At 73.1% G+C, this 23474-nt stretch carries 13 protein-coding genes; 2 read left to right on the forward strand and 11 right to left on the reverse strand.

Annotated features, from left to right (window positions below; translation table 11 throughout):
- Nucleotides 1-111: 111 nt before the first annotated feature.
- From CG740_RS02640 to CG740_RS02690, 11 genes are all read right to left on the reverse strand, one after another.
- Nucleotides 112-831, reverse strand: a complete 720-nt coding sequence (locus CG740_RS02640) for a tryptophan 2,3-dioxygenase family protein (RefSeq protein ID WP_159030196.1) — start codon at nucleotides 829-831, stop codon at nucleotides 112-114.
- Complete coding sequence (locus CG740_RS02645; RefSeq protein WP_100573211.1) at nucleotides 828-2069, reverse strand: pyridoxal phosphate-dependent aminotransferase; 1242 nt, start codon at nucleotides 2067-2069, stop codon at nucleotides 828-830. Before CG740_RS02645 ends, CG740_RS02640 begins: the two co-directional genes overlap by 4 nt.
- Nucleotides 2066-2995 carry a class I SAM-dependent methyltransferase gene (locus CG740_RS02650; protein ID WP_100573212.1) on the reverse strand — a complete coding sequence of 310 codons (930 nt, stop codon included), beginning with the start codon at nucleotides 2993-2995 and terminating at the stop codon, nucleotides 2066-2068. Before CG740_RS02650 ends, CG740_RS02645 begins: the two co-directional genes overlap by 4 nt.
- A 41-nt stretch (nucleotides 2996-3036) precedes the next feature.
- Nucleotides 3037-3786, reverse strand: a complete 750-nt coding sequence (locus CG740_RS02655; protein WP_100573213.1) for an SDR family NAD(P)-dependent oxidoreductase — start codon at nucleotides 3784-3786, stop codon at nucleotides 3037-3039.
- A 250-nt stretch (nucleotides 3787-4036) separates the two neighbouring features.
- Complete coding sequence (locus tag CG740_RS02660; RefSeq protein ID WP_100573214.1) at nucleotides 4037-4672, reverse strand: O-methyltransferase; 636 nt, start codon at nucleotides 4670-4672, stop codon at nucleotides 4037-4039.
- Nucleotides 4669-5436: a thioesterase II family protein gene (locus tag CG740_RS02665; protein WP_100573215.1), complete on the reverse strand. Its 768-nt coding sequence runs from the start codon at nucleotides 5434-5436 to the stop codon at nucleotides 4669-4671. Before CG740_RS02665 ends, CG740_RS02660 begins: the two co-directional genes overlap by 4 nt.
- Nucleotides 5433-6629, reverse strand: coding sequence for a Gfo/Idh/MocA family oxidoreductase (locus CG740_RS02670; RefSeq protein WP_100573216.1), 1197 nt, complete (start codon nucleotides 6627-6629; stop codon nucleotides 5433-5435). Before CG740_RS02670 ends, CG740_RS02665 begins: the two co-directional genes overlap by 4 nt.
- A complete protein-coding gene (locus tag CG740_RS02675; protein ID WP_159030197.1) occupies nucleotides 6626-7780 on the reverse strand; it encodes a saccharopine dehydrogenase NADP-binding domain-containing protein in 1155 nt (384 codons plus the stop codon). Before CG740_RS02675 ends, CG740_RS02670 begins: the two co-directional genes overlap by 4 nt.
- Entirely contained in the window at nucleotides 7777-13248 is a 5472-nt protein-coding gene (locus CG740_RS02680) for a non-ribosomal peptide synthetase (protein WP_100573218.1), read from the reverse strand. The genes CG740_RS02675 and CG740_RS02680 overlap by 4 nt, the downstream gene beginning before the upstream one ends.
- On the reverse strand, nucleotides 13245-19784 hold the full coding sequence (locus CG740_RS02685; protein ID WP_199846299.1) for a non-ribosomal peptide synthetase: 6540 nt from the start codon (nucleotides 19782-19784) through the stop codon (nucleotides 13245-13247). The genes CG740_RS02680 and CG740_RS02685 overlap by 4 nt, the downstream gene beginning before the upstream one ends.
- Nucleotides 19785-19823: 39 nt before the next feature.
- Nucleotides 19824-21119 carry a condensation domain-containing protein gene (locus tag CG740_RS02690; protein ID WP_159030198.1) on the reverse strand — a complete coding sequence of 432 codons (1296 nt, stop codon included), beginning with the start codon at nucleotides 21117-21119 and terminating at the stop codon, nucleotides 19824-19826.
- Between the two features lie 109 nt (nucleotides 21120-21228).
- On the opposite strand from CG740_RS02690, the gene CG740_RS02695 reads away from it, so the two are divergent.
- On the forward strand, nucleotides 21229-22203 hold the full coding sequence (locus tag CG740_RS02695) for a ferritin-like domain-containing protein (protein ID WP_100573221.1): 975 nt from the start codon (nucleotides 21229-21231) through the stop codon (nucleotides 22201-22203).
- A gap of 21 nt (nucleotides 22204-22224) precedes the next feature.
- Nucleotides 22225-23391 (forward strand): class I SAM-dependent methyltransferase, encoded by a 1167-nt coding sequence (locus CG740_RS02700; protein WP_100573222.1) that lies wholly within the window; start codon nucleotides 22225-22227, stop codon nucleotides 23389-23391.
- Nucleotides 23392-23474: the final 83 nt, after the last annotated feature.

The raw sequence follows: 23474 nt of genomic DNA on the forward strand, positions 1-23474 counted from the left end.
CTTACACACACATCCGTACCACTGGACACGCCGGCCCCCGGTGGCGGACACACGTCCGGGCGCAGACCGGACGAATCCGGTCTGCGCCCGTGGGTGTTGGGGCGGCGGGGGTCACTTCTGGCCCGAGTGCTGGTCCTCCCTGACCGCGCGGAGTTCCGGGAAGGGCATGCGGATCCGGGCCGCCAGATAGGAGAGGCCCGTGGTGCCGGCCGTGCCCCGCAGGGTGCCGACGGTGCGGTCCACGAGGGAGAGGTGGGTGATCTTCCAGCGCCAGAACGAGTAGCCGACGTCGAGCATCGCCTCGGCCAGGCGGTGCTCGACCCCCGCGCCGGCCGCGCCCCGCTCGCACACCTCCTCGACATCGGTCGCCCTCGCGGCCAGAGCCTTGAGATAGGCGCTGTACAGCGGGCTGGTCGCCCCGTCGGACGCGGTGCCGAGCCGGTCGTCCAGGGCGCGGAAGCCACGCGACTGGGCGCCGCTCGCCGTGCCGAGATAGCCGCGGAACGCCGCGAAGTGCTGGATGGGCAGGCGCTCCAGGAGCCGTACGGTCTCGTCCAGGATCCGGACCATGCCGGTCACCCGGCCCAGGTGCTCCAGGGCGCGCTCGGGGCCGTCCCAGTCCGGTGAGCCGTCCGCCTCCGCCAGCGCGTCCACCGCCGCGTCGATGTCCACGGCGGCCTGCGCGAGCCACAGTTCGCTCGTCTGGTGGGCCACGATGAAGAAGCGCTCGGCCGTCTCGACGGCCAGGTCCTTGTCCGCCGGGTAGAGCGGGTGCTGGAGGCCGAGCAGCTGTTCCAGACGCAGATAGCGCCCGTACTCGGGCGGGCTCACGGGTGCCCGCCGCTCGCCTGTCGCTCCGCCGTGTAGGTGAGCAGGCGCTCGACTCCGGTGTCCAGCTCCTGGGGATCGCCGCAGAAGGCCAGGCGCACCAGGGTCCTCGCCCCGGGGGCGGGCTCGGCGGAGAGCGTGCGGACCGCATCGGAGACCACCGGCCGCAGCGCGAACCCGGCGGCCGGCGCGAGGCCCACGTCGTACCGTTCGAGCAGGCCCTGCACGAAGACCTCCGCGTCGTCGCACACCCCGGCGACATCGAGCACCGCGTACCAGCCGCCCTGCGGGAGTTCCGCGAGCAGCCCCGCGTCCCGCAGCGCCGGCAGGGCCCGGTCCCGGTTGGCCCGCACCAGGGCCGCGTTGCGCACCGCGCTGTCGCGCGACTTGAGCGCGGTCAGACCTGCGTACTGCACCGGCGTCGACGGGCTGACCAGGCTCGCCTCCTGCACCACCCGCATGGCGTCGGCGGCCCGGCGGTGCGGGGTCACCACATAGCCGAGCCGGTAGCCGGTCATGGCGAGGCTCTTGGAGAAGGAGAACGTCGAGGAGATCCGGCGCTCGTGCTCCGGAAGGCCGCGCTCCAGGGACGCGAACGAGGTGTGCTCGCCGTCGTAGACGAAGTGCTCGTACGCCTCGTCGCTGATGATCTGGAGGTCGCGCTCCCGGGCCACCGCCAGGATCGCGGCCAGCGCGTCCGCGTCGAGGACCGCTCCGGTCGGGTTGGCGGGGGAGTTGATGAGGATCGCGCGGGTCCGCGGAGTGACGGCCGCCCGGATGCCTTCGGCGGTCGGGCGGAAGTCCGGGCCCAGCGGGTAGAAGGCCGGGCGGAATCCGGCGAGCAGACACTGCTGGAGGTGGATCGGCCAGTGCAGCTCCGGCAGCAGCAGCTCGTCGCCGGGCTCGGCCAGGGACTGCATCAGAGCGGCCAGGCCCTGGCAGGAGCCGGGGGTCACGAAGATGTGGTCCGGCGAGGTGCGGTGGCCGTTCTCCATCTCCAGCTTGACGGCCAGCGCCTCGCGCAGCGCGGGCATCCCCTCGGCCGAGGTGTACGCGGTGCGGCCGGTGCGCACGGCCTCCGCCACGGCCTCGGCGACTTCCCGCGGCGGCTTGAAGTAGGGCTCTCCGACATGGAGTTTGATGACCGGGCGCCCGGTGGCCCGCTCCCTTCGCTCCGCCGCGTTGAAGACCTCGTGCAGGCAGGAGGAGGGGATGGTGCCGGCCCGCGACACGGCGTTCACTGACGTCCCTGACCGGCCACGGGGCCTTCGGCCGCGGCGACGGTGAACTCGTAGACGAAGAAGCTCTGGAGTGCCGGCTCACGGTCTCCGATGACGTGCTTGGCCCGCTGCTGGAAGCCGTTGACGGCCAGCTCGTGCTCGACGATCAGCGGGGAGAGCTTGTGCTCCTCCTCGAAGGAGGTGACCACGTCGTCCTTGGTGATCTGCATCTCCGCGATCGCGACCATCCAGTTGTCGCGCTCGATGGCGTAGTCGATGACGAACTTGTACCAGTTCCACAGGGTCTTGCGGCGGCGGGTCTCCAGCTCGCGGGACCACTCGGGCACCGACCCGTCCTTGCGGTACGCCGCTATCTCCTCGTCGCTGGCCAGCAAATAGCCGCCGCCCAGCTCGATGACCTCGGCGGACTTCAACCGTACGGCGTCCTCGGGAGTGCAGTACTCCGGACAGAACTCGTCGCCGAGGATCAACAGGCCGTGCTCGCCCAGGAGTTGGCGGGCGTGCGTGAGGTGGTTGTGCGGCAGGTGGTGATGGCTGCCCCACGAGATCATCACGTCGAGCGGCTCCTGCCACTGCTCGAACGGGGAGCCGTACACCTCGGCGCCGGGCTTGTCCGCGAGGCGGTCACGGGCCTGCTCCAGCGGGTTGCGCGCCACGTCGTTGGCGATGACGCGGCAGTCGGGCAGCCGGTCGGCGATCATCCCGGCGAGCACGCCCGAGCCCGAGCCCACGTCCATGACGGTGAGCGGCCGCCCGAGTTCCGCGCGCCGGGCCGCGACGCGCTCCACGATGAGCAGGTCGCCGTCGGTGATGTCGGGGTGGCCGTCGCGCATGATGGCACCCACGTCGATGGTGCGGAACTCCTCGCGGGTGTAGATGGTGCTTTCCTCGATGACTGTCTCGGTGGTGCCGTCAACGGTTTCCATGTGCCTGATTCCTTCCGCGTCGCCGCTTTCCGATTCGGTGATCACGCGCTACGTCCCCCGTCGATGGCGACCAGCGCACCGGTGACCCAGCCCGAGGCTTCCGGGTCCAGCAGATTGCACACCCACCCGGCGATGTCGTCGGGTGTTCCGAAGCGACCGAGCGGGGTCGCCTCGACCATGTCCGCGACCAGGTCGCGGGTGGCTCGCTCGTCGAGGCCCAGGTCCCCGTACATGGGGGTGTCCACCGGGCCCGGCAGAATGGCGTTGACCCTCACCAGCGGCGCGAGTTCGCGCGCCAGCGAGCGGGTCAGACTGTTGAGCGCCGCCTTCGTCGCCCCGTACAGTGCGCGGCCCGGCATCGCGAGCGCCCCGCCGACCGACGAGACGTTCACGACCGCGCCCTGCCGTGCGCGCAGTTCGGGCAGCGCCGCGCGGATGAGGTGGACGGGGCCGAACAGGTTGACGCCCAGCATGGCTTCCAGGTCGGCGGGGTCCGCCTTCTCGATCGGCGCGAACCGGGCGAGCCCCGCGTTGTTGACCAGGCCGTCCACCGCGCCGAACCGCTCGACGGCGGCCTCGACCGCGGACCGCGCCCCGTGCTCGGCGCTGATGTCGGCGGGGTGGACCAGGGCCCGCTCCCCGCCCTTGGTGTCCGCCGCCTCGCGCAGCGCGTCGGCCCGGCGGCCGACCAGGGTCACCGAGGCTCCGGTGGCCAGCAGCCGGCGGGCGACGGCCCGTCCGATCCCGGTACCGGCGCCGGTGACCACCATGCTCTTTCCGTGGAGGCTCATGGACGTGTGGCCCACTTTCCTTGATCCGTGGACGTGCGGCGATCCGTGGACCGGCGACCTGGTCATGCGCTCCGGCGGGAGGCGGCCGCGGAGCTCGCGGGCCGCGGACGTGCCGTCGCGGCTTACGTTAGGGCGGCGCCGGAAGAGGGAGCGGAATTCTTTCACTGGCCGAAAAGAACCCGGCCCCTGCGATGCGGGAGCGACCCGGCCGCGCGCTGCGGGGCCGGCCCGCCCCCTGCGGTGCGGCGGCCTACACGCGGCGGATGAGCGTGATGCCTTCCCGCACCGTGAGCACGACCTGTTCGACCCTGGGGTCGTCGCGCACCTTCTCGTTGAACGCCCGCAGCGCGACGGTGTCCTCGTTCTGGTCCAGGGGGTTGGCCACCCCGCCGAACTGGAGCACGTTGTCCGCCGCGATGACGCCGCGCTCCGAGAGCAGCGGCAGCACCCGGTCGTAGTAGGCGCTGTACCCCGTCTTGTCCGCGTCCAGGAAGACGAAGTCGAACGGGCCCTGGACGTCGTCGAGTTGATCGAGGGCCGGGCCCTCGCGCAGCTCGATCCGGTCCGCCCAGGGCGAGGCCGCGATGTGCCGGCGGGCGATCTCGGCGTGCACCGGGTCGATCTCGCACGTCACCAGGCTTGCGCCGGGCGGGAGTTGGGCCGCCATCGACAAGGCGGAATAGCCGGTGAACGTGCCGATCTCCAGGACCCGATGCGGGCGCAGCATGTGCAGCAGCATCGAAAGGAAGCGGCCCTCCATCGGGCCCACCATCATCTGCGGCAGATCGCAGACCTTGCGGGTCTCCTCGGCGAGCGCGGCCAGCCAGGGCGGCTCGCCGGTGGAGAACTCCTCGGCGTACGCGTCGACCTTGGGCCTGACGATCATGGGTTCTCCCTGTCGGCGGTGGTCAGCAGCCAGGAGGCGAGGGCCTCTTCCTGGCCGCGGAGGTAGAAGTGGTCCCCGTCGAAGAGGCGGAACGCGAAGGCGCCGCCACTCACTTCGGCCCAGGCCCGAGCCTCGGGCTCGGTGACCTCGGGGTCCTTGTCGCCCAGGCAGGCGGCGACCGTGCAGCTCACCCGGGTGTCGAGCCGCGGCCGGTACCGCTCGACCAGGCGGTAGTCGGCCCGCAGGGTCGGCAGGACGACCTTGCGCACCTGTGCGTTGTCCAGCAGTGCGGCGGGAGTCGCGCCGAGCCGGGACAGTTCGTACCACAGGGCCGCGTCGTCCAGGTGCTTGTCGCCGGGCTTGTGGAAGCGGGGTGCCGGGCGGCCGGACACGGCGAGCAGGGACGGGCCCACGCCGTGCCGCGTCTCCAGGCGGGCCGCCACCTCATGGGCGACGGACGCGCCCATGCTGTGCCCGAAGAACAGCACCTCGCGGTCGAAGGCGGGCAGCAGCGCGTCGCTCACGCGCGCCACCAGGCGGTCCATGTCGTCGATGTGCGGATCGTCCAGCCGGTCCTCGCGCCCCGGGTACTGCACGACGACCGGCTCCACCCAGGGTGGCATGCGCTTGGCGAACGGGCGGTAGAAGCTGGCCGAGCCGCCGCCGTGCGGAAAGATCACGAGGCGCCGGCGCGCACCCGGCCGGGGCCAGTAGCAGCGCAACCAGGTGCGGTACGGCGCGTCCGCGCCCGGTGGCCTGTTCACGGGCCGCTCCTCGGGGTGGGGTCGGAGGCCGGCCCGGGATCCGGATCGGAGCCGGGGCCGGGGCCGGGGCCGGGGGCAGGGTCGGGCGGACCCGCGTCGATCGCGGCGCCGGCCAGCACCTCGGGCGTGCTGCCCCGGTGCAGACGCACGGGACCGAACCGCTCGGCGGCCTCCGCGGTCAGCCGGCACAGCGCCAGGTGGTACTGGCCGTCCTTGGCGGGGTCCTCGCCCGACTCGACGGCCGCCCGCAGCGCCCCGAGCGCCCGTGCCGCGGCCTGGGGCCACAGCTCGCCCAGGATCCCCCGCTGGTCCGGCGCGGTGGCCGGGCCGAGCGGTTCGGCGCTGGGGTGGGCGAAGGAGGGGTCCGCCGACTCGGCCAGGGTGGCGGTGGTGCGGATGTCCTGCGGCATGTGCGGGCGCGGGCTCCACAGCAGCGGGCCGTGGGTGTTGGCGAGCGTGAGGTGGCCGCCCTCGGTGTGCAGGGTGATCCGGTGGAAGAGGTGGATGTGGTTGTCGGGGTCCCCGGGGTCCATGTCGTTCTGGAGCCGCAGGCTGAGCGGCACCGAGCCCACCACCCCGTCCAGGCTCCGGTACACGGGCGGAGCGTCCGTCAACTCGACTGCACCGGACGGCAGTTGGGACGGCTGTCCCAGCGCGAAGGGGCGTACTCCGCCGAGCATGCGGCCGATGATGTCGAAGGTGGTGTAGAGCACCTGGAAGGAGCACGCCGCGTCGATGTGCAGCGGCCGCTGGCGGGCCAGCAGCCGGCGTGCCGTGGCGATGAACCTGCGCACCGGCTCCACGTGCGGGTAGTGCGTGTTCAGCCGGTAGGCCACCCGGTGTTCGCGGGCGGCCCGCAGGCAGTCGGCCAACTCCTGCTGATGCAGTGGGTGTTCCTGGAGGACGTGGTGCCCGCGCGCCATCAGGTCCTGGGCGAGCCGGGCGCCGGGACCGCCGTTGATCCCGGCACCCACGACGACGGCGCACGCCTCCACGTCCTTGGGCACGGCGTCCACCTCGGTGAACAGCGGCACCCCGTAGTGCTCGGCGACCCGGCGCGAGCGTTCACTGCCCCGGGCGAGCACGCCCGCCGGTTCGTACGGCGAGTCGGCGCGGGCGGCCCCGGCGAGATAGATCCGGCCGAACTTGGTGCCGCACACCACCAGCCGGGGCCGCCGCCCGGCCGCGCTCACAGCTCGCCCTCCTCGGTGTCACCGGCTTCGGCGAGCGGGACGCGGTAGGTCTCGAACAGGGACACCTCGTCCAGTTTCGCCACCCGCTCCACCACCGAGGACGGGTCGAGCACATCGGCCGCGTAGTGCACCCCGGGCGCCACCGAGCCCTCCACCAGGGCGCTCGCCGCGAGGGCCGCGACGAGCCCGGTGAGCCGGTAGGTGTCGCCGGCCCGCAGCACGAGGCTGCGGGTCGCGGGCGCCCCCGCATGACGGCCCGTCAGCTCCAGGGCGAAGAGCTGGTAGGGGGCGCGGCCGAACAGGTCGAGGGCCGCCGCGTCGATGAGTTCGCGGGCGGCCGGCGTCAGATCGCTCTGGCCGGCCATGGCACCTTGCAGCCGGCTGAGTGTCTTGAGCATGTGGGAGCCGCCGTCGAACACGTTGTACCAGTCCACCGTGGACAGCCCGAGGTCCCGGGCGAGCCGCTCGATCTCGTAGCTGAGATACGGGTACGCGCTGACCGTGCCGGGGAAGAACGGCAGCCGCACATCGGCGAGCGGAGTGAGCGCGCGCAGCACCCTCGCCCCGTCCCGCCAGGCCGACTGGGCCTCTCCGTAGCCGCCGCCGAGGCTGAGCAGATAGTCGGCGGCGCCCGCCGGGGTGAGCCGGTCCATGGTGCCCGCGTACGCGGTGAGCCGGCTCGGCTCGCTCAGGTCCTGGGCGGCCAGCCAGCGCGGAAGCAGGCCGGTGAGGCCGGGCATCATGCCCGCCGTGAGCAGCGCGGTGCGCCCGCTCTCGGCCAGGCGCTGCTCGGACAGGGCGCGGTGTACGGGCTCGTCGCCCCCGGCGTCCACATAGTCGGCGCCCGCCGCGAGGGCGACCTTGGCCACGGTGTCCAGGACGACGTAGGAGGGGCCCGCGCAGTTGACGACGATGTGGCTGCCCCGGCAGAAGGCGTCGAGCGAGGCCGCGTCGGCGGTGTCCGCACGGGCGGACTCCACCGGACCCGGCCGGCCGGTCGCCTTGAGTTCGGCCGCCAGTGCCTCGGCCTGGACGGGGTCGCGCCCGCCGATGCGCAGCGTCGCCCCGGGGTGTGCGGAGGCCAGTTCCTGGGCCACGACGCGGCCCACCGCGCCGTAGCCGCCGAGGACCGCGATGGTCGGAGCGTTCACGCTTGGTTCTCCTTCTCCGTACGGACATCGGTGAGCAGGGCCGCGATACGGGCGGCGCGCGCCGGATCCAGGCAGTCGAAGTGGGTGCCGGGGGCGTCGATCCTTCGCACCTCACCCAGACATCCGGCGCTCCACCACTCCGTCATGTCCGCGCGCAGCGTCGGCCACAGCGCGATCTCGTCGGTGTGCAGAACCAGGGTGAGGTCGCCCGCGTACGCCTCCGGGCGGTGCACCGCACAGGCATCGGCCAGTGCGCGTCCGGCCCGCAGCCGCGGACGCAGGTCCTGGGCGTCGGTGCCGAGCGCGGCGGCGAGCGCCGCGAGCCGCTCCTGTTCGGGCCGGGCCGCGTACTGGCCGAAGGACTGCGCGAGTTCGGCGTGCGGGCCGTCGAGCCGGCTCAGGGCTCCGTCGGGCACCCGACCCGGGGTCGCGGCGAGGACGGCGGCGAGCGCGGGCCCGGTCAGGGTGTCCCCGGGCAGCCCCAGCGCGGCCGGGTCGAGACCCGCGCCGAGGGCGAAGAGGTACTCGGCGAACGCGTCGTCCTCGACCACGGCCGGCAGCGGATAGCTGCTGATCACGGTGAGGTCGACCTCGGCGCCGCCCTCCGCGAGCAGCCGCGCCGTCTCGGCCGCGAGCACCCCGCCCACATGCGCGCCCACCAGGTGGAAGCGGGTGTGGCCGGTGGCCCGCAGGGTCTTGGCCCGGTCATGGGCGATGCGCTCGATGAGCACGGCCGAGGTGGCGTCCGCGTAGTCGGTCAGCGGGTGGCCCGCCGAGAGATCGAGGAGCGGACCGGCGTCCTCCAGGGGGGCGCACAGCGCGGCGTACCGCTCGGCCGTGCCGAACCCCTCGGCGCAGGTGGCCCACACGCCGTCGTCGTCCCCGCCGCCGAGGAACGCGGCGGGCGCGGCCGAGGCGCTCTCGCTCTCGCGCGCCGCGGACTGCTCGCCGTCGATCTGGCCGGTGGCGAGCAGGGCGGCGAGCCGGGCCACGGAGGCGCCGTTGAGGACCTCGCGCAGCAGCTCGTCGAAGAAGGTGTGCTTGGCCTCGGCCACCTCCTCGCGCAGCACGCCCACCACCTGGGCGGCGAGCAGCGAGTCGCCGCCCGCCTCGTAGAAGGTCTCCTCGCGGCCGACCGCCGTGGTGCCGAGCACCGTGCACCACGCGGCCTGGATGCGCTGCTCCAGATCGGTCATGGGCACCCGGTCGCCGGCCCCGGCGCGCTGCTCGACCGCGCCCCTGGGCAGCAGCCAGGAGGCGAGGGTGCGCCGGTCGGTCTTGCCGTTGTCGGTCAGCGGCAGCGCGTCGACCAGCTGGAGGTGGGCCGGGACCATCTCCTCGGGCAGCCGCTCGGCGACATGGCCGAGCACCTCGGCCGCGTTCACCGGCACCCGGTCCTGTTTGAACTGCACCGCGAAGACGTGCATGCCGATCGTGGACAGCGGGTCCTTGGTGTCCGGCAGGCACACCACGGTCTCGCCGCCGGCCCCCGCGATCAGGTCGAGCCACTGGTCACGGGCGACGAAGGTCTGGTCGGCTCCCTTGCGCACATCCTCGAAGTCGCCGTTGGTGGCGTCGAAGAGGAACTCCATCGACGTCAGGATCTGGTAGTTGTCCCGGGTCGTCTCGATGAAGATGAGCCAGCCGCCCGGCGCGAGCATCTCCCGCATCCGGTCCAGGACCACCGAGGCGTTGCGCGAGTAGTGCATGACGTTGCCGCACAGGATGACGTCGAGCGAGTTGGGCTCGATGCCCTGCGGGCGGTACTCCTCGTTCATGTCGAAGAGCTGGTAGTCCACCCACGGGAAGTCGGTGAAGCGCTCGGCCGCCTTGTTCAGGAAGAACTGCGACACATCGGTGAACAGGTACGAGCAGTCGGTCCCGGCGAGCCGGGGCACCGCCTCGACGCTCACCCCGCCCACGCCCGCGCCGACTTCGAGCAGCCGCAGGGTGCCGCGCGGGGCGTGCTCCTGGGCGATCCGCTGGACGACGGAGGTCGCGACCCGGTTGAGGTAGGAGTTCAGGAAGCCCTCGGTGTAGGCCGCCTCCTGGATCTCCAACCGGCCCTCGGGGAACAGGAGTTGCACGGGATCCTGCTCGTCGCGCAGCAGCTGCGGCAGATGGGCCGTGGCCGTGCGGAAGTAGCTGAGCAGTTCCGAACCGTCCTGCGCGGTGGGCAGCGCCTCGTCCACCCGCACCCACGCCTCGTCGACCGAACCGGGCTCGGCCCGGCGAAGGGCCCGGTACGCGCCGTCCTTCGACGAGCGCTCCACATACCCCTCGCGTTCGAGAGCGGCGAGCCAGCGGCGCACCAGGCGGTGGTGCTTGGGCGCCACGGCCGCGGAGAGAAGGATCGTCTCCAGTGAGTGCCGGTCGTCCGCCGTGGCGAACAGGCCGCTGGTCTGGAGCACATCCATCATGGCCAGCAGCGCCGCCTCGTCGAGCCGCCGGGCGAAGCCGACCACCTGCTCGGCGTTCACCCCGGCCCTGACCTCCTCGCCGTCGGCGGTCACCGCCTCCACCAGGGCGCTGTCCCGCTCGGCGGCGCCCGCGGGCACGCGCGCGGTCTCGGCGAACGCCATCAGGCGCCGCTCCCAGGGGCGTTCGCCCTCCACGAGCACCACGCAGTCGGCGACCGCCGGGTGGCTGCGCAGGGCCGCCTCGACCTCGGCCGTCTCGATGCGGTGGCCCCGGATCTTGACCTGGCGGTCGTCCCGGCCGAGGAACTCGATCTCCCCGTCGGGCAGATACCGCCCCAGGTCCCCGGTGCGGTAGAGCCGTTCGCCGGTGCGCGGATGGGTCAGGAAGCGCTCGGCGGTCCGGGCCTCGTCGCCGAGGTAGCCGAGCGCGAGCCCGATCCCGGCGATGTACAGCTCGCCGGCCACCAGATCCGGACAGGGCTCCATCGCCGCGTCCAGGACGTGGAAGCGCTGGTTGGTGAGCGGCCGCCCGTACGGGATCGAGGGCAGCCCGGGGGTCACCTCGTCGATGGGGTGCAGGATCGACCAGATCGACGCTTCGGTCGCGCCGCCCAGCGAGGTCACGGTCAGGCCCGGCACCTTGGCGCGGATGGAGTCGGGAAGCGACACCGGTATCCAGTCGCCGGACAGCAGGGCCAGGCGCAGCGAGGGCAGCGGCACGGGTTCGGTGCCGAGGTACTCGTTGACCATGTGCAGCTGCGCGGGGACCGAGTTCCACAGGGTGACGCCGTGCCGGGCGACGAGATCGGCCCAGTGCGAGGGGTCGGCGCGCCGGTCGGGGTCGGGCAGGACGAGCGCGCCGCCCGCGGCGAGGACCCCGAACACGTCGTAGACGGACAGGTCGAAGCCGAGGTTGGCGAGGGCGAGGACGCGGTCGTCCGGGCCCACCGCGAACCGCTCGTTGATGTCGTCGATCGTGTTCACCGCGCCGCGGTGGCTGATCATGACGCCCTTGGGGCTGCCCGTCGACCCGGAGGTGTAGATGACGTAGGCGAGGTCGTCGGGCGCGCGCAGCCGGGCGACCGGGGCGGTCGGCGCGGGATCCAGGGTGTCCACCTCGATGGCGGTGACGCCCTCGGGCAGGACGGTACGGCCCGAACGCACCAGCGCGCAGCCGACCTTGGCGTCCCGGAGCATCTGCTCGCGGCGCGCCTCGGGCTGGTGGGTGTCGACCGGGACGTAGACGGCGCCGGCCAGCAGCGTGCCGAGGACGGCCACCACCTGCTCCCAGCTCTTGTCCATCACGACGCCGACGAGATCGCCCGGCGCGCAGCCCGCGCCCTTGAGGGCGGCGGCGACGGCGTGCGCCCGCGCGGCCACCTCGCCATGGGTGAGGACCCTGTCGCCGCTGATCACGGCGGGGTTTTCGGGCGAGTGGGCGGCCGCCGCGAACGGGCCCTCGTGCAGCAGGGCTTCGGACAGCGGGCCCTCGGTGGCGTTGGCCACGGTGCGGCGGGCGCTCTGCTCGGCGGGCAGTTCGGTCGGCACCGCCAGGTCCCATACGCCGGGGTCGGCGGCCATCCGCTCCACGAGGGTGCGGAAGGAGGCGAACATCGCCTCCACCACCCCGTCCGCCAACACCCCTTCGCGGACGTCCCAGTTGAGGGAGAGTCCCTCGCGGTCCTCCATGACCTGGCAGTCGATCCACACCTGCGGGGTCTGGCTGATGCCGTGCACCAGCCGGCCCTCGGTGTGGTCGGCCGGTGCGGACGCGGCGTCCCCGAGCCCGATGGCACTGGTGAAGACGACCGGCATCAGGGCCGCGTCCTGCCCGCGCCTGCGGGCGATCTCGCGCATCACCTCGACACCGGTGAACAGCCGGTGGTCCAGGTCCTCGAAGAGCCGGCCCACCAGCTGCTTGCCCCGCTCGGCGAACGTGGCGCCGGACGAGCGGTCGACTTCGAGCAGCTCGACAGAGGTGAAGTCCCCTACCAGGGAGCCGACTTGGGGATGCAGCGGCAACCGGTTCAGGAGGGTGAGGTCGAGGGTGAAGCGCTGCCGGTTGCACCAGCGGCCGATGACCTCCGCGTACGCGGCGAGCACCGCACCCGACGGGGTGAGGCCGCGCGCGGTCGCGGTGTCGCGCAGCGCCTGCCACTGCGGCTGGGACAGCGCCAGCCGATGGCGCACGAAGCGGGCCGGGCCCTCGGCGGCCGGGGCGTCCCGCATCGGGAACGCGGGCGCCGGGGGCAGCTCGTCCACGCGGTCCAGCCAGTAGGCGCGGTCGCGCTCGTAGCGGGTGCTCTGGCGCAGCCCGCGTTCGGCGAGCAGATAGTCCCGGAAGGTGACGGGCAGTTCGGGCAGGGGCGCCGACAAGTCGGCGTACAGGGTGCGCAGTTCGTCGAGCAGGAGGTTGATCGAGACGTAGTCGGCGATCAGGAAGTCCAGCGAGACGTGCAGCAGCGCGTGATCGGCGAAGAGGGTGGCCCGCAGCTCGAACAGCGGCCACACACCGGCCGGCCTGATCTCGTGGTCCATCGCGTCCCGCTGTGCCGCCAGCGCCCGTCCGGCGTGCTCCGGGGGGGCCTCGCGCAGATCGGTGACCTCGATGCGGTACGGGGCCACGGCGGTCAGGACCCGCTGGGACCCCTCCTCGTCGACGACGGCCCGCAGCATGTCGTGCCGTTCGATCAGGAGCTGCCAGGCCTGCTCCATCCGGGCCGGGTCGAGGCTGGTGAAGCGCAGCTCCCCGTAGGCGTGGCAGGCGACGCCGCCGTACGCGAAGAGGTCCTTGCGGCCGAGCAGATACGCGGTCTGCACATCGGTGAGCGGGAACGGGGTGTGGCGGTCGTCGGGGTGGTGCACGACCGTGCTGCGGGTGCGCTCCGCACGCAGGTGGCCGAGCACCTGCTCCTTGTGGGCGCGCAATGCCTCGCGGCGCTCGTCGGTCAGCGCGCCCTGGGGGGCGCGGAACCGCAGCCGTCCCGACTCCTCCCACAACTCGACCCCGGCGGCCTCCAGTTCGGCCAAGAGCCCGGCGATGTTCATAGGGTTCCCTCTTCCATGGCGGTCAGGGCGGTCGTGTTCCGTTGCTCCTGGACGAGCGCGGCGAGCGCGCTCACGGTGGGCGTGGCAAAGAACTGACGTAGCGTCAGTCGCAGTCCGGTGGCCCGGTACAGCTCCTCGGCGGCGCGGGTGGCGGTGAGGCTGTCCCCGCCGAGCAGGAAGAAGCTCTCGCCGCGCCCCACCCGTTCGGTTTCCAGAACCGCACCGAAGACGCCGGCGACCAGCTGCTCAAGCTCTCCTCGGGGCGGCTCGCCCCGGTCGGGACCGGCGCCCGCTCCGGCCGCGAGGTCGGTGAGGGCGGCGCGGTCCACCTTGCCGTTGGCGGTCAGCGGCAGCCGCTCCACGGCCTCGATCCGGTCCGGGATCATGTAGTGCGGCAGCCGCTCGACGAGCGCGGCGCGCAGGGCCTCGGTGTCGGGCGCCATGCCGGTGTCGGAGACGACGAAGGCGACGATGCGATGGCGCGGGCGCTCCCCGGCGGTCAGCGCCACCGCGCGGGCCACACCCGGCGCCGTGCCGAGCGCCGCCTCGATCTCGCCCAGCTCGATCCGGTGCCCGCCGACCTTCACCTGATGGTCGGCGCGGCCCAGGAATTCGAGCACCGCCCCCGGCCGGTAGCGGCCGAGATCGCCGGTGCGGTACCAGCGCCGGCCCGCGTGCGTGACGAACCGCTCGGCCGTGCGCACCGGATCGCCCCGGTAGCCCTCGGCCACACCGGCGCCGCCGATCCACAGCTCGCCGGGCACCCAGTCGGGGCAGTCCCGGGCGTGCGCGTCGGCCACGCGATAGCGCTGGTTGCGCAGGGGAGTGCCGTACGGAATGGAGGGCCAGTTCTCCAAAAGGCCTTCCACTACATGGTAGTTGGACCAGATCGCGGCCTCGGTGGCGCCGCCCAGGGCGACCAGCCGACAGTGCGGGGCCCGTTCGGCGAGCCGGCCCGGCAGATCCAGACCGACCCAGTCGCCGGAGACCAGCGCCAGGCGCAGCCCGTCGAGCGCGGGCCCGTCGGCCGCCGCCACCAGGAGCATGTCGAGCAGCGCGGGCACCGTGTTCCACAGGGTCACCCCGTGGTCGCGGACCGAGCCGAGCCAGCGGTGCGCCTCGCGGCGGTCCTCCTCGGCGACGAGGACGAGCGCCCCGCCCGCCGACAGCGGACCGAAGATGTCGTAGACGGACAGGTCGAAGTCGAGCGCGGAGACGGCCAGGACGCGGTCCTCGGGGCCCACGCCGAACCGCTCACCGATGTCCTCGACGGTGTTGGCGGCCGCCCGGTGGGTGATCTCGACACCCTTCGGCTCGCCCGTGGAGCCCGAGGTGAAGATGGTGTACGCGAGGGTGTCCTCGGGCACCTCGACGGGCCCGGACAGCGGCACGGCGCCGAACGCCGCTTCCACGTCGACGCGGTGGACCCCTTCGGGCCAGTCCCCGAACGCGCCGCCGGTGAGCGCCACCCGCGCCCCGGCGTTGGCCAGGATCCGGGCGCGGCGCGCCGGCGGCTGGTCCACACCCACCGGAACGTACGCGGCCCCCGCGGCGAGCACACCGAGCACCGCGGCGATCTGGTCCGGCCCCTTGGGCAGGACGACGGCCACCATGTCCGCGGGCCGCACCCCCGCCTCCCGCAGCGCCCCGGCGACACGCAGGGCGCGGTCGGCCAGGCCCGCGTAGTCCAGCGTGCCGGACTCGCCCCACAGCAGCGCCGTCCGCTCCGGTGCGGTGCGGGCCCGAGCGAAGAACGCCCGGTGCAGCAGCCCGCCGCCGGCCGGGGCCTCGGTGGCGTTGACGGCGGCGCGGGCCGCGCTCTGTGCGGCCGGGAGCGGCACGGTGACCTCGGCGGACCAGTCCGCCGTGCACAGGCTGCGCAGCAGGTGCTCGTACGCGCCGAACATGTCGGCCACGACGCCGTCGGGGAACAGTTCCTCCACCACGTCCCAGTTGATGGCGAGCCCGCCGTCCCGCTCGACCACCTGGCAGTCCAGCCAGACCTGCGGGGTCTGGGAGAGGCCGTAGACCTGCTCCCCGAACGGCATGCTGAGATCGGCGAGCTTGTCCGAGACGCCCAGTGTGCTCGTGAAGACGACCGGCATCGGGGAGTCCATCACCCCGTCGCGCAGGGCCAGTTCGCGAAGGACCCAGATCGCCGAGACCGAGCTGTGCTGGAGGCCGTCCCAGATCTGCTGCTGGAAGCGGCGCGCGGCGGATCCCCAGCCCTCGCCCGCCCGCGGGCGGTGGCCGACCAGGAGCAGCGAGGTGAAGTCGCCCACGATGTCGTTGATGTCGGGGTGCACCTCGCGCCGGTCGAACAGCGTGAGGTTCAAGGTGACGTCCGGGTGCGCGCTCCAGGCGGCGAGGACGTCCGCGAACGCGGTCGCCAGCAGCGCGGAGGGCGTGAGCCCCACCTCGCGGCCCCGCGCGGTGAGCGTCGCCCAGGTGTCCGGCTCCAGGGCGAACTCGCGCCGGGCGAAGCGGGGCGCGGTCACCAGGGCCGGGTCCACGGCGAGCGGCAGCGCGGGGGCGGGCGGCAGGTCGTCGAGCCGGGCCCGCCAGTAGTCCCGGTCGGCCGCCAGGTCGTCGTCGGCGGGCGCGGCCTGGAGGACGTAGTCCCTGAACGACACACCCAGGGAGGGGAGTTGGGTGCGCGGTGCGCGGTAGAGGGTGGACAGCTCCCAGAACAGGGTCATGATGCTCAGCGCGTCGAGCACGATGTAGTCGAAGCCGAAGGCGATCCGGGTCCGGCCGGCGCCGTAGCGCGTGGCGGCGATGTCGAACAGCGGCCAGCTGCCCACGTCGAAGACCCGGTGGTCCATGGCGGCACGCTGACGGGCCAGCGCCGGCTCCTCGTCGCCGGGAGCCGCGTCCGTGACGGTGAGGCGGAACCGGGGCACCTTCGGCAGGATCTTCTGGTTGCCGTCGTCGTCGAAGACGGCCCGCATCATCTCGTGCCGCTCCACCAGGCGGTTCCAGACGTCCTCCAGGAGGGCGAGGTCCACGTCCTGGCCGTCGAACTCCCAGTACCAGTACGAGCCGACGCCGCCCAGGGTGAAGTCGGAGCCCCGGCCCAGCCAGTAGGCGCGCTGCACGTCGGTCGCCGGGAACGGCTCGCCGCGCCGCGCCAGGTCGGCGGTGACCGTGGGCAGCCGGGTCGGGCGGCCCGGGGTGAGGCCGGCGGCGAACTCCCGCAAGGTCGGAGCGGCGAACAGCCGCCCGAGGTCGGCGTCGTGCAGGCCCTCGGCCTTGAGCCGGGTGAGCAGCCGGGTGGCGAGCAGACTGTCGCCCCCGAGCGCGAAGAAGTCGTCGGTGCGGCCCACGCGTTCGGTGCCGAGCAACTGCTCCCACAGGGTCGCGACCGCCGCCTCCACGGGGCCTTCCGGCGGCACATGGGCGGCGCTCACGCGGGGCGCGCCGGACAGCAGTTCCGTCAGCGCGGCGCGATCCACCTTCGCGTTGGCGTTGAGCGGCAGCGCGGCCACGGAGGTGATCCGGTCCGGCACCATGTGGGCGGGCAGCAGCGCGGCCAGATGCTCCCGCAGCGCGGCGAACTGCGCCTCTGTGCCCAGGATTTCACCTCCCTGTTCGCGCTCGGCCGCGTCGGGGCCCAGCACCACGGCCGCGGCGAGCCGGCGTGGCTCGTCGCCGACCGGCACCACGGCGGCGGCCGTCACGTCCGGGTGCGAGACCAGGGCGGCCTCGATCTCACCGGGCTCGATGCGATGCCCCCGGATCTTGACCTGGAAGTCGGACCTGCCGAGGAATTCGAGGGTGCCGTCCGGCCAGTAGCGGGCCAGGTCGCCCGTGCGGTACCAGCGCAGGCCCTCGTACGTCACGAACCGGTCGGCGGTGCGCTCCGGGTCCCCCCGGTATCCGTCGGCCACCGACGCGCCGCCGATCCACAGCTCGCCCGGCACCCAGTCCGGCCGGTCGTGGCCGTACGGGTCGGCCACCCGGCACCGCTGATTGGCCAGCGGTACGCCGTACGGCACACAACTGCCGTAGGGAACGGGCCTGTTGGTCTCGTACACGGTGGAGTGGATGGCGGTCTCGGTGGTGCCGCCGAGCCCGGCGAAGCGCAGTCCGGGGAAGACCTCGGCCGCGCGCTCGGCCAGGGCGACCGGCACCCGGTCGCCGCCGAGCAGGGCCACCCGGAGAGCGGGCGCACCGCCCTCGGAGGCCGCGGCCTCCAGGAACATGGCGAACAGGGTCGGCACGCAGTTGACGACGGTGACGCCGTACTCCCTCACCAGGGCGAGCCAGGCACGGGCGTCGCGCCGCTCGGGCTCGCTCACGACGACCACCGCGCCTCCGGCCGACAGCGGGCCGAAGATGTCGTACACGGACAGGTCGAAATCGAGCGCGGAGACCGCGAGGGTCCGGTCGTCGGGCCCCACCGAGAAGTGCTCGCCGAGCGCGGCGACGGTGTTGCCGGCCGCCCGGTGGGAGACCACGACGCCCTTCGGCACGCCGGTGGAGCCCGAGGTGTAGATCAGGTACGCGGGTGCGCCGGTGTCCGGCGCCGCGGGCGCGTCGATCGGGCGCGCGGCGGCGGACTCGGCGAGCGTGGCCGCGGTGACCGAGGCGCGGGCACCGCTGGACTCCTGGATACGGGCGCGGCGCTCGGCGGGCTGGTCGACCCCGACCGGTACGTAGACGCCACCCGCCGCGAGGACTCCGAGGACGGCGACGATCTGGTCCGGGCCCTTGGGCAGGGTCACCAGGACCGTCTCGCCGGGCGCCAGACCGCGCTCGCGCAGCGACCCGGCGAGCCGCAGGGCGCGAGCGGCGACCTCGCCGTAGCTGAGCGCGCCGTCGCGCGAGAGGAGCGCCGCCCGGCCGGGATCGGCGGCGGCCCGCGCGAAGAACGCGCTGTGCAGCGGGGCGTCGGGCAGCGCGCGGCTGGTGGCGTTCACCGTCGCGCGCGCCGCGCGCTGCCGCGCGGGGAGCAGATCGGGCAGCGGGCCGTCCCAGTCGGCGCCCGGGGCGGTCAGCTGGGACACCAGGGTGCGCAGGGCCGCGAACATCGCGTCCACGGCGCCCTCCGGGAAGAGCGCGTCCACCGCCTCCCAGTTGAGCCGGATCCCGTCGGCCTCCTCCACCACCTGGAGGTCCATCCACACCTGCGGGGTCTGCGAACTCATCCAGGCGGGCTCGCCCAGAACGCCGCGCACCTCCGGTCCGAACAGCTCGCCCATGCTGAGCGCGCTGGTGAACACGACCGGGGCGAGGGCCGCGCCCCGCCGGGTACGGGCCAGGTCGCGGAGCACCTCGGTGCCGGGATAGTCGCCGTGCGCGGCGGCCTCCCGGAAGGCCGCCTGCACCTGGCGGGCCCGCGCGGCGAAGGAGTCCGCCTCCTGCGGCTCGACGGTCAGCAGCAGCAGACTGGTGAAGTCGCCCACCAGCGAGGGGACTTCGGGGTGTACGGGGTCGCGGTCGAAGAGCGGCAGATTGAGCAGGAAGCGCTCCTCGGCACTCCACAGCGCCAGCACCTGGGCGTAGCAGGCGGCCAGCGCCATCGAGGGGCTGACTCCGTGCGCGCGCGAAAGGGTCAGGAGCCGCTCGCGTTCGGCGGCGCCCAGCAGAGTGCTGCGCCGGGTCGTGCGCGCGTCGCGGATCTGCTCCGGGGCCGCCGCCAGCGGGAGTTGGGGTCCGCCCGGCAGTGTGGGGAGCCGCGACGCCCAGTAGGCGCGGTCCCGCTCGCGTCCCTCGGCGGGGTGTGCGGTGCGCTCGGCGAGGTAGCGCCGGTAGCTGTAGGCGGACGGCTCGGGGCGCTCGTCCGGGCGGTCGTAGTGGCGGGCCAGATCCGCGATCACGATGCGGAAGCTCATCGCGTCACAGACCAGCATGTCGATGTCGATGTGCAGCCGCCCGGTCCCGCCGGGGAGCCGGGTGAGCCGGACATCGAGTACCCGGCCGCGAGCCACGTCCATCCGCTGATGCGACAACTCGCCACGCAGCCGCGCCAGTTCGGCCTCGCACTCCTCGGACGGCAGGGCACGCAGATCGTGCACGCCGGCCAGGCCGGTGGGTGCCGGGTCGATCTGCTGGGTGCCGTCGTCGAGGAAGCGGGCCCGCAGCATCGGGTGCCGGGTGGTGAGGGAGCGCAGCGCGGCGTCGAGGCGGTCGGGGTCCAGGGCGGGGCCGTCGAACTCGAAGTAGAAGTGGCTCCCGGAACCGAGCGCCTGGCCCTCGGCGCGGCCGATCCAGTAGGCGTGCTGCATGGGGGCCAGGGGGAAGGGCGCCCGCTCGTCGAGCTCGGTGTACGCGTCGTCGTGGGCGCTCTCGCCGACGGGGTCCCGGGGCTTGTCGTGGTCCTGGCCGCCCGCGCGGCCGCTCGCCAGCGTCCACCAGTCGCACAGCCGCGGCTGTGCGATCAGCTCGCCGAACGTGACCGCCACGCCCTCGCGGCGCCACAGCCCGGCGAGCCGCATGACGCCCATCGAATCCAGACCCCGGGCCACCAGGTCGTCGTCGTCGAGGATGGACGCGACGGGTTCCTCCAGCAGGTCCGCTACGGCCCTGCGCATGTCATCGAGCGAAATTCCCATGGGTGCCCCCGATGGTGGTCAACAGATCCGGCTGACGGGCAGGTCCGCGTTCTTGGCGGCCAATTCCGAGGCCGCCACGAAGCGTTGGACGAATTCCTCGGCGAAGGCAGCGGTGAAACGGCCCTCGTTGTAGAAGAGCAGGACGTGGAATCCCTCGCTGTGCGGCACCAGGACCAGTTCCAGCTCGAATCGGCTGCCCACTCCGTCGGGCACCAGGACTTCTATGTCGAGATCGCCGACGGTGATGCTGTAGACCGGTTCGGCCAGCATCTGGAAGACGATGTCGTCGGCGCGCGCACCGTCGTTCGCCGAACCGGGAAGTGGCAGGAGCTGATAGGGAATTCCCTGGTTGAGGAAGCCGCCCACGACGGTGGCATGCGTGGTCTTGAGCGCGTCCAGGACCGGTGCGGAGGGGTTGAGGCGGGTACGCAGCACGACCATGTTGGCGAGGAAGCCCACCGTGCGGCGGGTCTGCGGGCGCAGCCGGTTGGCGTACAGGGACGCCACCGCGAGATCGGTGCGGCCGGTCGTGCGGTGCAGCGTGGCGTAGTACAGGGTCAGCATGGCGGCGAACAGGGAACTGCCCTGGCCGACGGCCAGCGACCGCAGCGCCGCGACCGTCGCGTCGGACAGCTCGCCGCGCACGAGCGCGGTGCTGCGCGGCCCCGGGTCGATCCGCGAGGGCAGGGGTGGCAGTGCCAGACCGTCCAACTCGCGGCGCCAGTAGTCCAGTTGCTTCTTCAGCTCACCGCTTTCCAGGGCGCCGTGCTGCCAGTCGGCGAACTCGGTGAACTGCCAGCCGGGATCGGGAAGTTCCCTGGTCCCGCCGGCCAGCCGGTCGAGCACGGCACACAGGTCCTGGAAGATGACGCCGCAGGACCAGGAGTCGGTGACCAGGTGGTGCATGTTGACGCACAGCACGTGCTCGTCGTCGGCGACCTGCCACAGCGTGCAGCGCACCGCGTCCTCGGTGGCGTCGATCCGGGTGGCGAGCTCCTCGGAAATGCGCTCCCGCACCGCCGATTCGGCATCCGGCTCGCCCCGCAGATCGACCTGCCGGAGTTCCACCGGATGCGGCTCCCGCACGATCTGCCGCAGTTTTCTGCCGCCGCCGCTGAATACCGTGCGCAAGGCGTCATGACGGGCCGAGACCCGGTCCAGCGCCTCGCTCAGAACGGAATGATCCAACGGCCCTCGAATGCGGCACATCATGGGGCAGTTGAGGGCTCCGTCCTGACCGCGATAGCGATCGAGGAACCACAGCAGCCGTTGCCCCACGGAAGGTTCGGTCTCGCGCTCTTCGGAATTCCCCACGGCGCTCAAGCTACCGACCGTCACCGAGCGGGCTTCGGGGACTGAAAGATACTTGGCGGCATTGAAAGAAACCGCTGGTACCGCGCCGTGCGCTGCTAGCGTCCCCGGCATGCGGGACCTCGACATGACGACCACGGCACACACCCGGCTGTCCTGGGACTACACACCACGCACGCCCCAGCTGCAACGGCTCTACCAGCGGGCCCAGGAGCAGCAGTGGAGTGCCGCCGAGGATCTGGACTGGACGCAGGTCGTGCCGTTCGGCCAACCGCTGCCGGACGGCACGGACTTCGCGCGGGCCTCCTTCGAGGCCTCGCCGATGGCGGAGCGCGGGCGGCCGATGTGGGACACCTTCCGCTGGGAGCTCCAGAGCTGGCTGGTCAGCCAGTTCCTGCACGGAGAGCAGGCAGCGCTCGCCGCGGCCTCCCGGCTCGTCCAGGAGCTGCCCGACGTCGAGTCCAAGCTGTGCGCGGCGAGCCAGGTCACCGACGAGGCCCGGCACGTCGAGGCCTTCTCGCGCTATCTGCGGGAGAAGATCCCGCAGCCGTACGCCGTCAACGAGGCCCTGCACGCCCTGCTGCGGGACGTGCTGTCCGACGCCCGCTGGGACATCACCGCGCTCGGCATGCAGATCGTCGTGGAAGCCCTCGCGATGGCGGCGTTCCGGCTCGCGGGCACCACCTTCCACGACCCGCTCATCCGCCGCATCACCACCCTGGTCGCCCGCGACGAGGCCCGGCACGTCTCGTTCGGAGTGCTCTCGCTGCGCGAGGTGTACCGCCAGCTCAGCAGCGCCGAACGGGCCGACCGCGAGGAACTGGTCCTCGACGCCGCCGCCCTCATGCGCCGGCGCTTCCTGCTCGGCGACCTGTGGGAGCGCCTGGAGGTCGACCGCACGGCGGGCGTCCAGTACGCGGCGACCGACCGCGCCATGGTCGCCTACCGGCGGACCGTGTTCACCCGGGTCGTGAGCGCGCTCGACCACATCGATCTGCTGACCGGCCGGGTCCGCCAAGGACTCGAACGGCTCGATCTGCTCGGCGACGGCTCGCCGGTACGCCGGCCACCCGGCCGGGCCGGCTGAACTCGACGGAGGCATCCACCCATGACCGCGCCCGACCGCTTCGCATCGAACCCGCGCACCGCCGCGCCGCCCCGCGTCCCCGGAGCCCGCTCCGCGGCCGACCCGGCCGCGGCGCCCCCGACCACGGCCCAGGCGCTCTCCGTACGCCTCTTCATGGCCGGCCTCGGCGCGGCCGAACTCATGACCGCGTACCTGGGTCTGCGGCTCGGCCTCTACGACGCGCTCGCCGAGGGCGGCCCCGCGACGGCCCCCGAACTGGCCGAGCGGGCCGGCATCGCCCCGCGCTACGCCCGGGAGTGGCTGGAGCAGCAGGCGGCGGCCGGCATCCTGCTCGCCCAGACCGGCGAAGTCCCGGCGGAGCAGCGGGTGTTCACGCTGCCGGCCGGACACGCGGAGGCGCTGACCGACCCCGGCAGCCTCTTCTCGATCGCCCCCCTCGTACTGCTGCCGATCGGCGGCATGGCCTCGGTCCTGCCGCTGCTCATCGAGGCGTTCCGCACCGGCGAAGGCATCGCGTACGAGCGGTTCGGGCCCGAACTGCGCGGCGGACAGGCCGGGTTGAACCGGTCGGTCTTCCAGCACCAGCTGGCCGGCTGGATCGCCGCCACCCTGCCCGCGGTGCACGCCGCGCTCGGCGGGGAGGGCGGGGTGGTCGCGGACGTGGCCTGCGGCTCCGGCTACTCCTCGATCGCCCTCGCCCAGGCCTACCCCAAGGCGCGGGTGCACGGCCTCGACCTCGACGAGCGGTCGGTGTCCGACGCGCGGGAGAACGCGCGCGAGGCGGGCGTGGCCGACCGGGTGACCTTCGAGGTGCGCGACGCCGGCGACCGGGACCTCGCGGGCCGCTACGACCTGGTGTGCGTCTTCGACGCGCTGCACGACATGGCGCGGCCGGTGGAGGTGCTGCGCGCCTGCCGGGCGCTGCTCGCCCCGGGCGGGTCGGTACTTCTGATGGAGCCCAACGTGGGGGAGCGGTTCACCGCTCCGGCCTCGGAGACCGAGCGCTTCCAGTACGCGGTGAGCCTGCTGCACTGCCTGCCGGTCGGCATGGCCGAGCAGCCCTCGGCCGCCACCGGCACGGTGATGCGCCCCGGCACGGTCCGCGCGTACGCCTGTGAGGCGGGGTTCGCGCGGGTGCGGGTGCTGCCCGTGCGGCACACCTTCCACCGGCTGTACCAGCTGCTCTGAGGCTCCCGCCGGCCGCGCCGCCTGCCCGGAGGGCGCGGTGCTCGCGGCGGGAAGGCGCAGGGCCCGGACGCCATGGGGTGTCC

This window comes from Streptomyces sp. CB01201, from assembly GCF_002803085.1.
GTDB lineage: Bacteria > Actinomycetota > Actinomycetes > Streptomycetales > Streptomycetaceae > Streptomyces > Streptomyces hundungensis.

What these genes read in the sequence shown, in the direction of transcription:
- CG740_RS02685 (WP_199846299.1), bottom strand. Translation starts at nt 19,784, where the DNA reads ATGCGCAGGGCCGTAGCGGACCTGCTGGAGGAACCCGTCGCGTCCATC.
- CG740_RS02700 (WP_100573222.1), top strand. Translation starts at nt 22,225, where the DNA reads ATGACCGCGCCCGACCGCTTCGCATCGAACCCGCGCACCGCCGCGCCG.
- CG740_RS02680 (WP_100573218.1), bottom strand. Translation starts at nt 13,248, where the DNA reads ATGAACATCGCCGGGCTCTTGGCCGAACTGGAGGCCGCCGGGGTCGAG.
- CG740_RS02650 (WP_100573212.1), bottom strand. Translation starts at nt 2,995, where the DNA reads ATGGAAACCGTTGACGGCACCACCGAGACAGTCATCGAGGAAAGCACC.
- CG740_RS02660 (WP_100573214.1), bottom strand. Translation starts at nt 4,672, where the DNA reads ATGATCGTCAGGCCCAAGGTCGACGCGTACGCCGAGGAGTTCTCCACC.
- CG740_RS02695 (WP_100573221.1), top strand. Translation starts at nt 21,229, where the DNA reads ATGCGGGACCTCGACATGACGACCACGGCACACACCCGGCTGTCCTGG.
- CG740_RS02655 (WP_100573213.1), bottom strand. Translation starts at nt 3,786, where the DNA reads ATGAGCCTCCACGGAAAGAGCATGGTGGTCACCGGCGCCGGTACCGGG.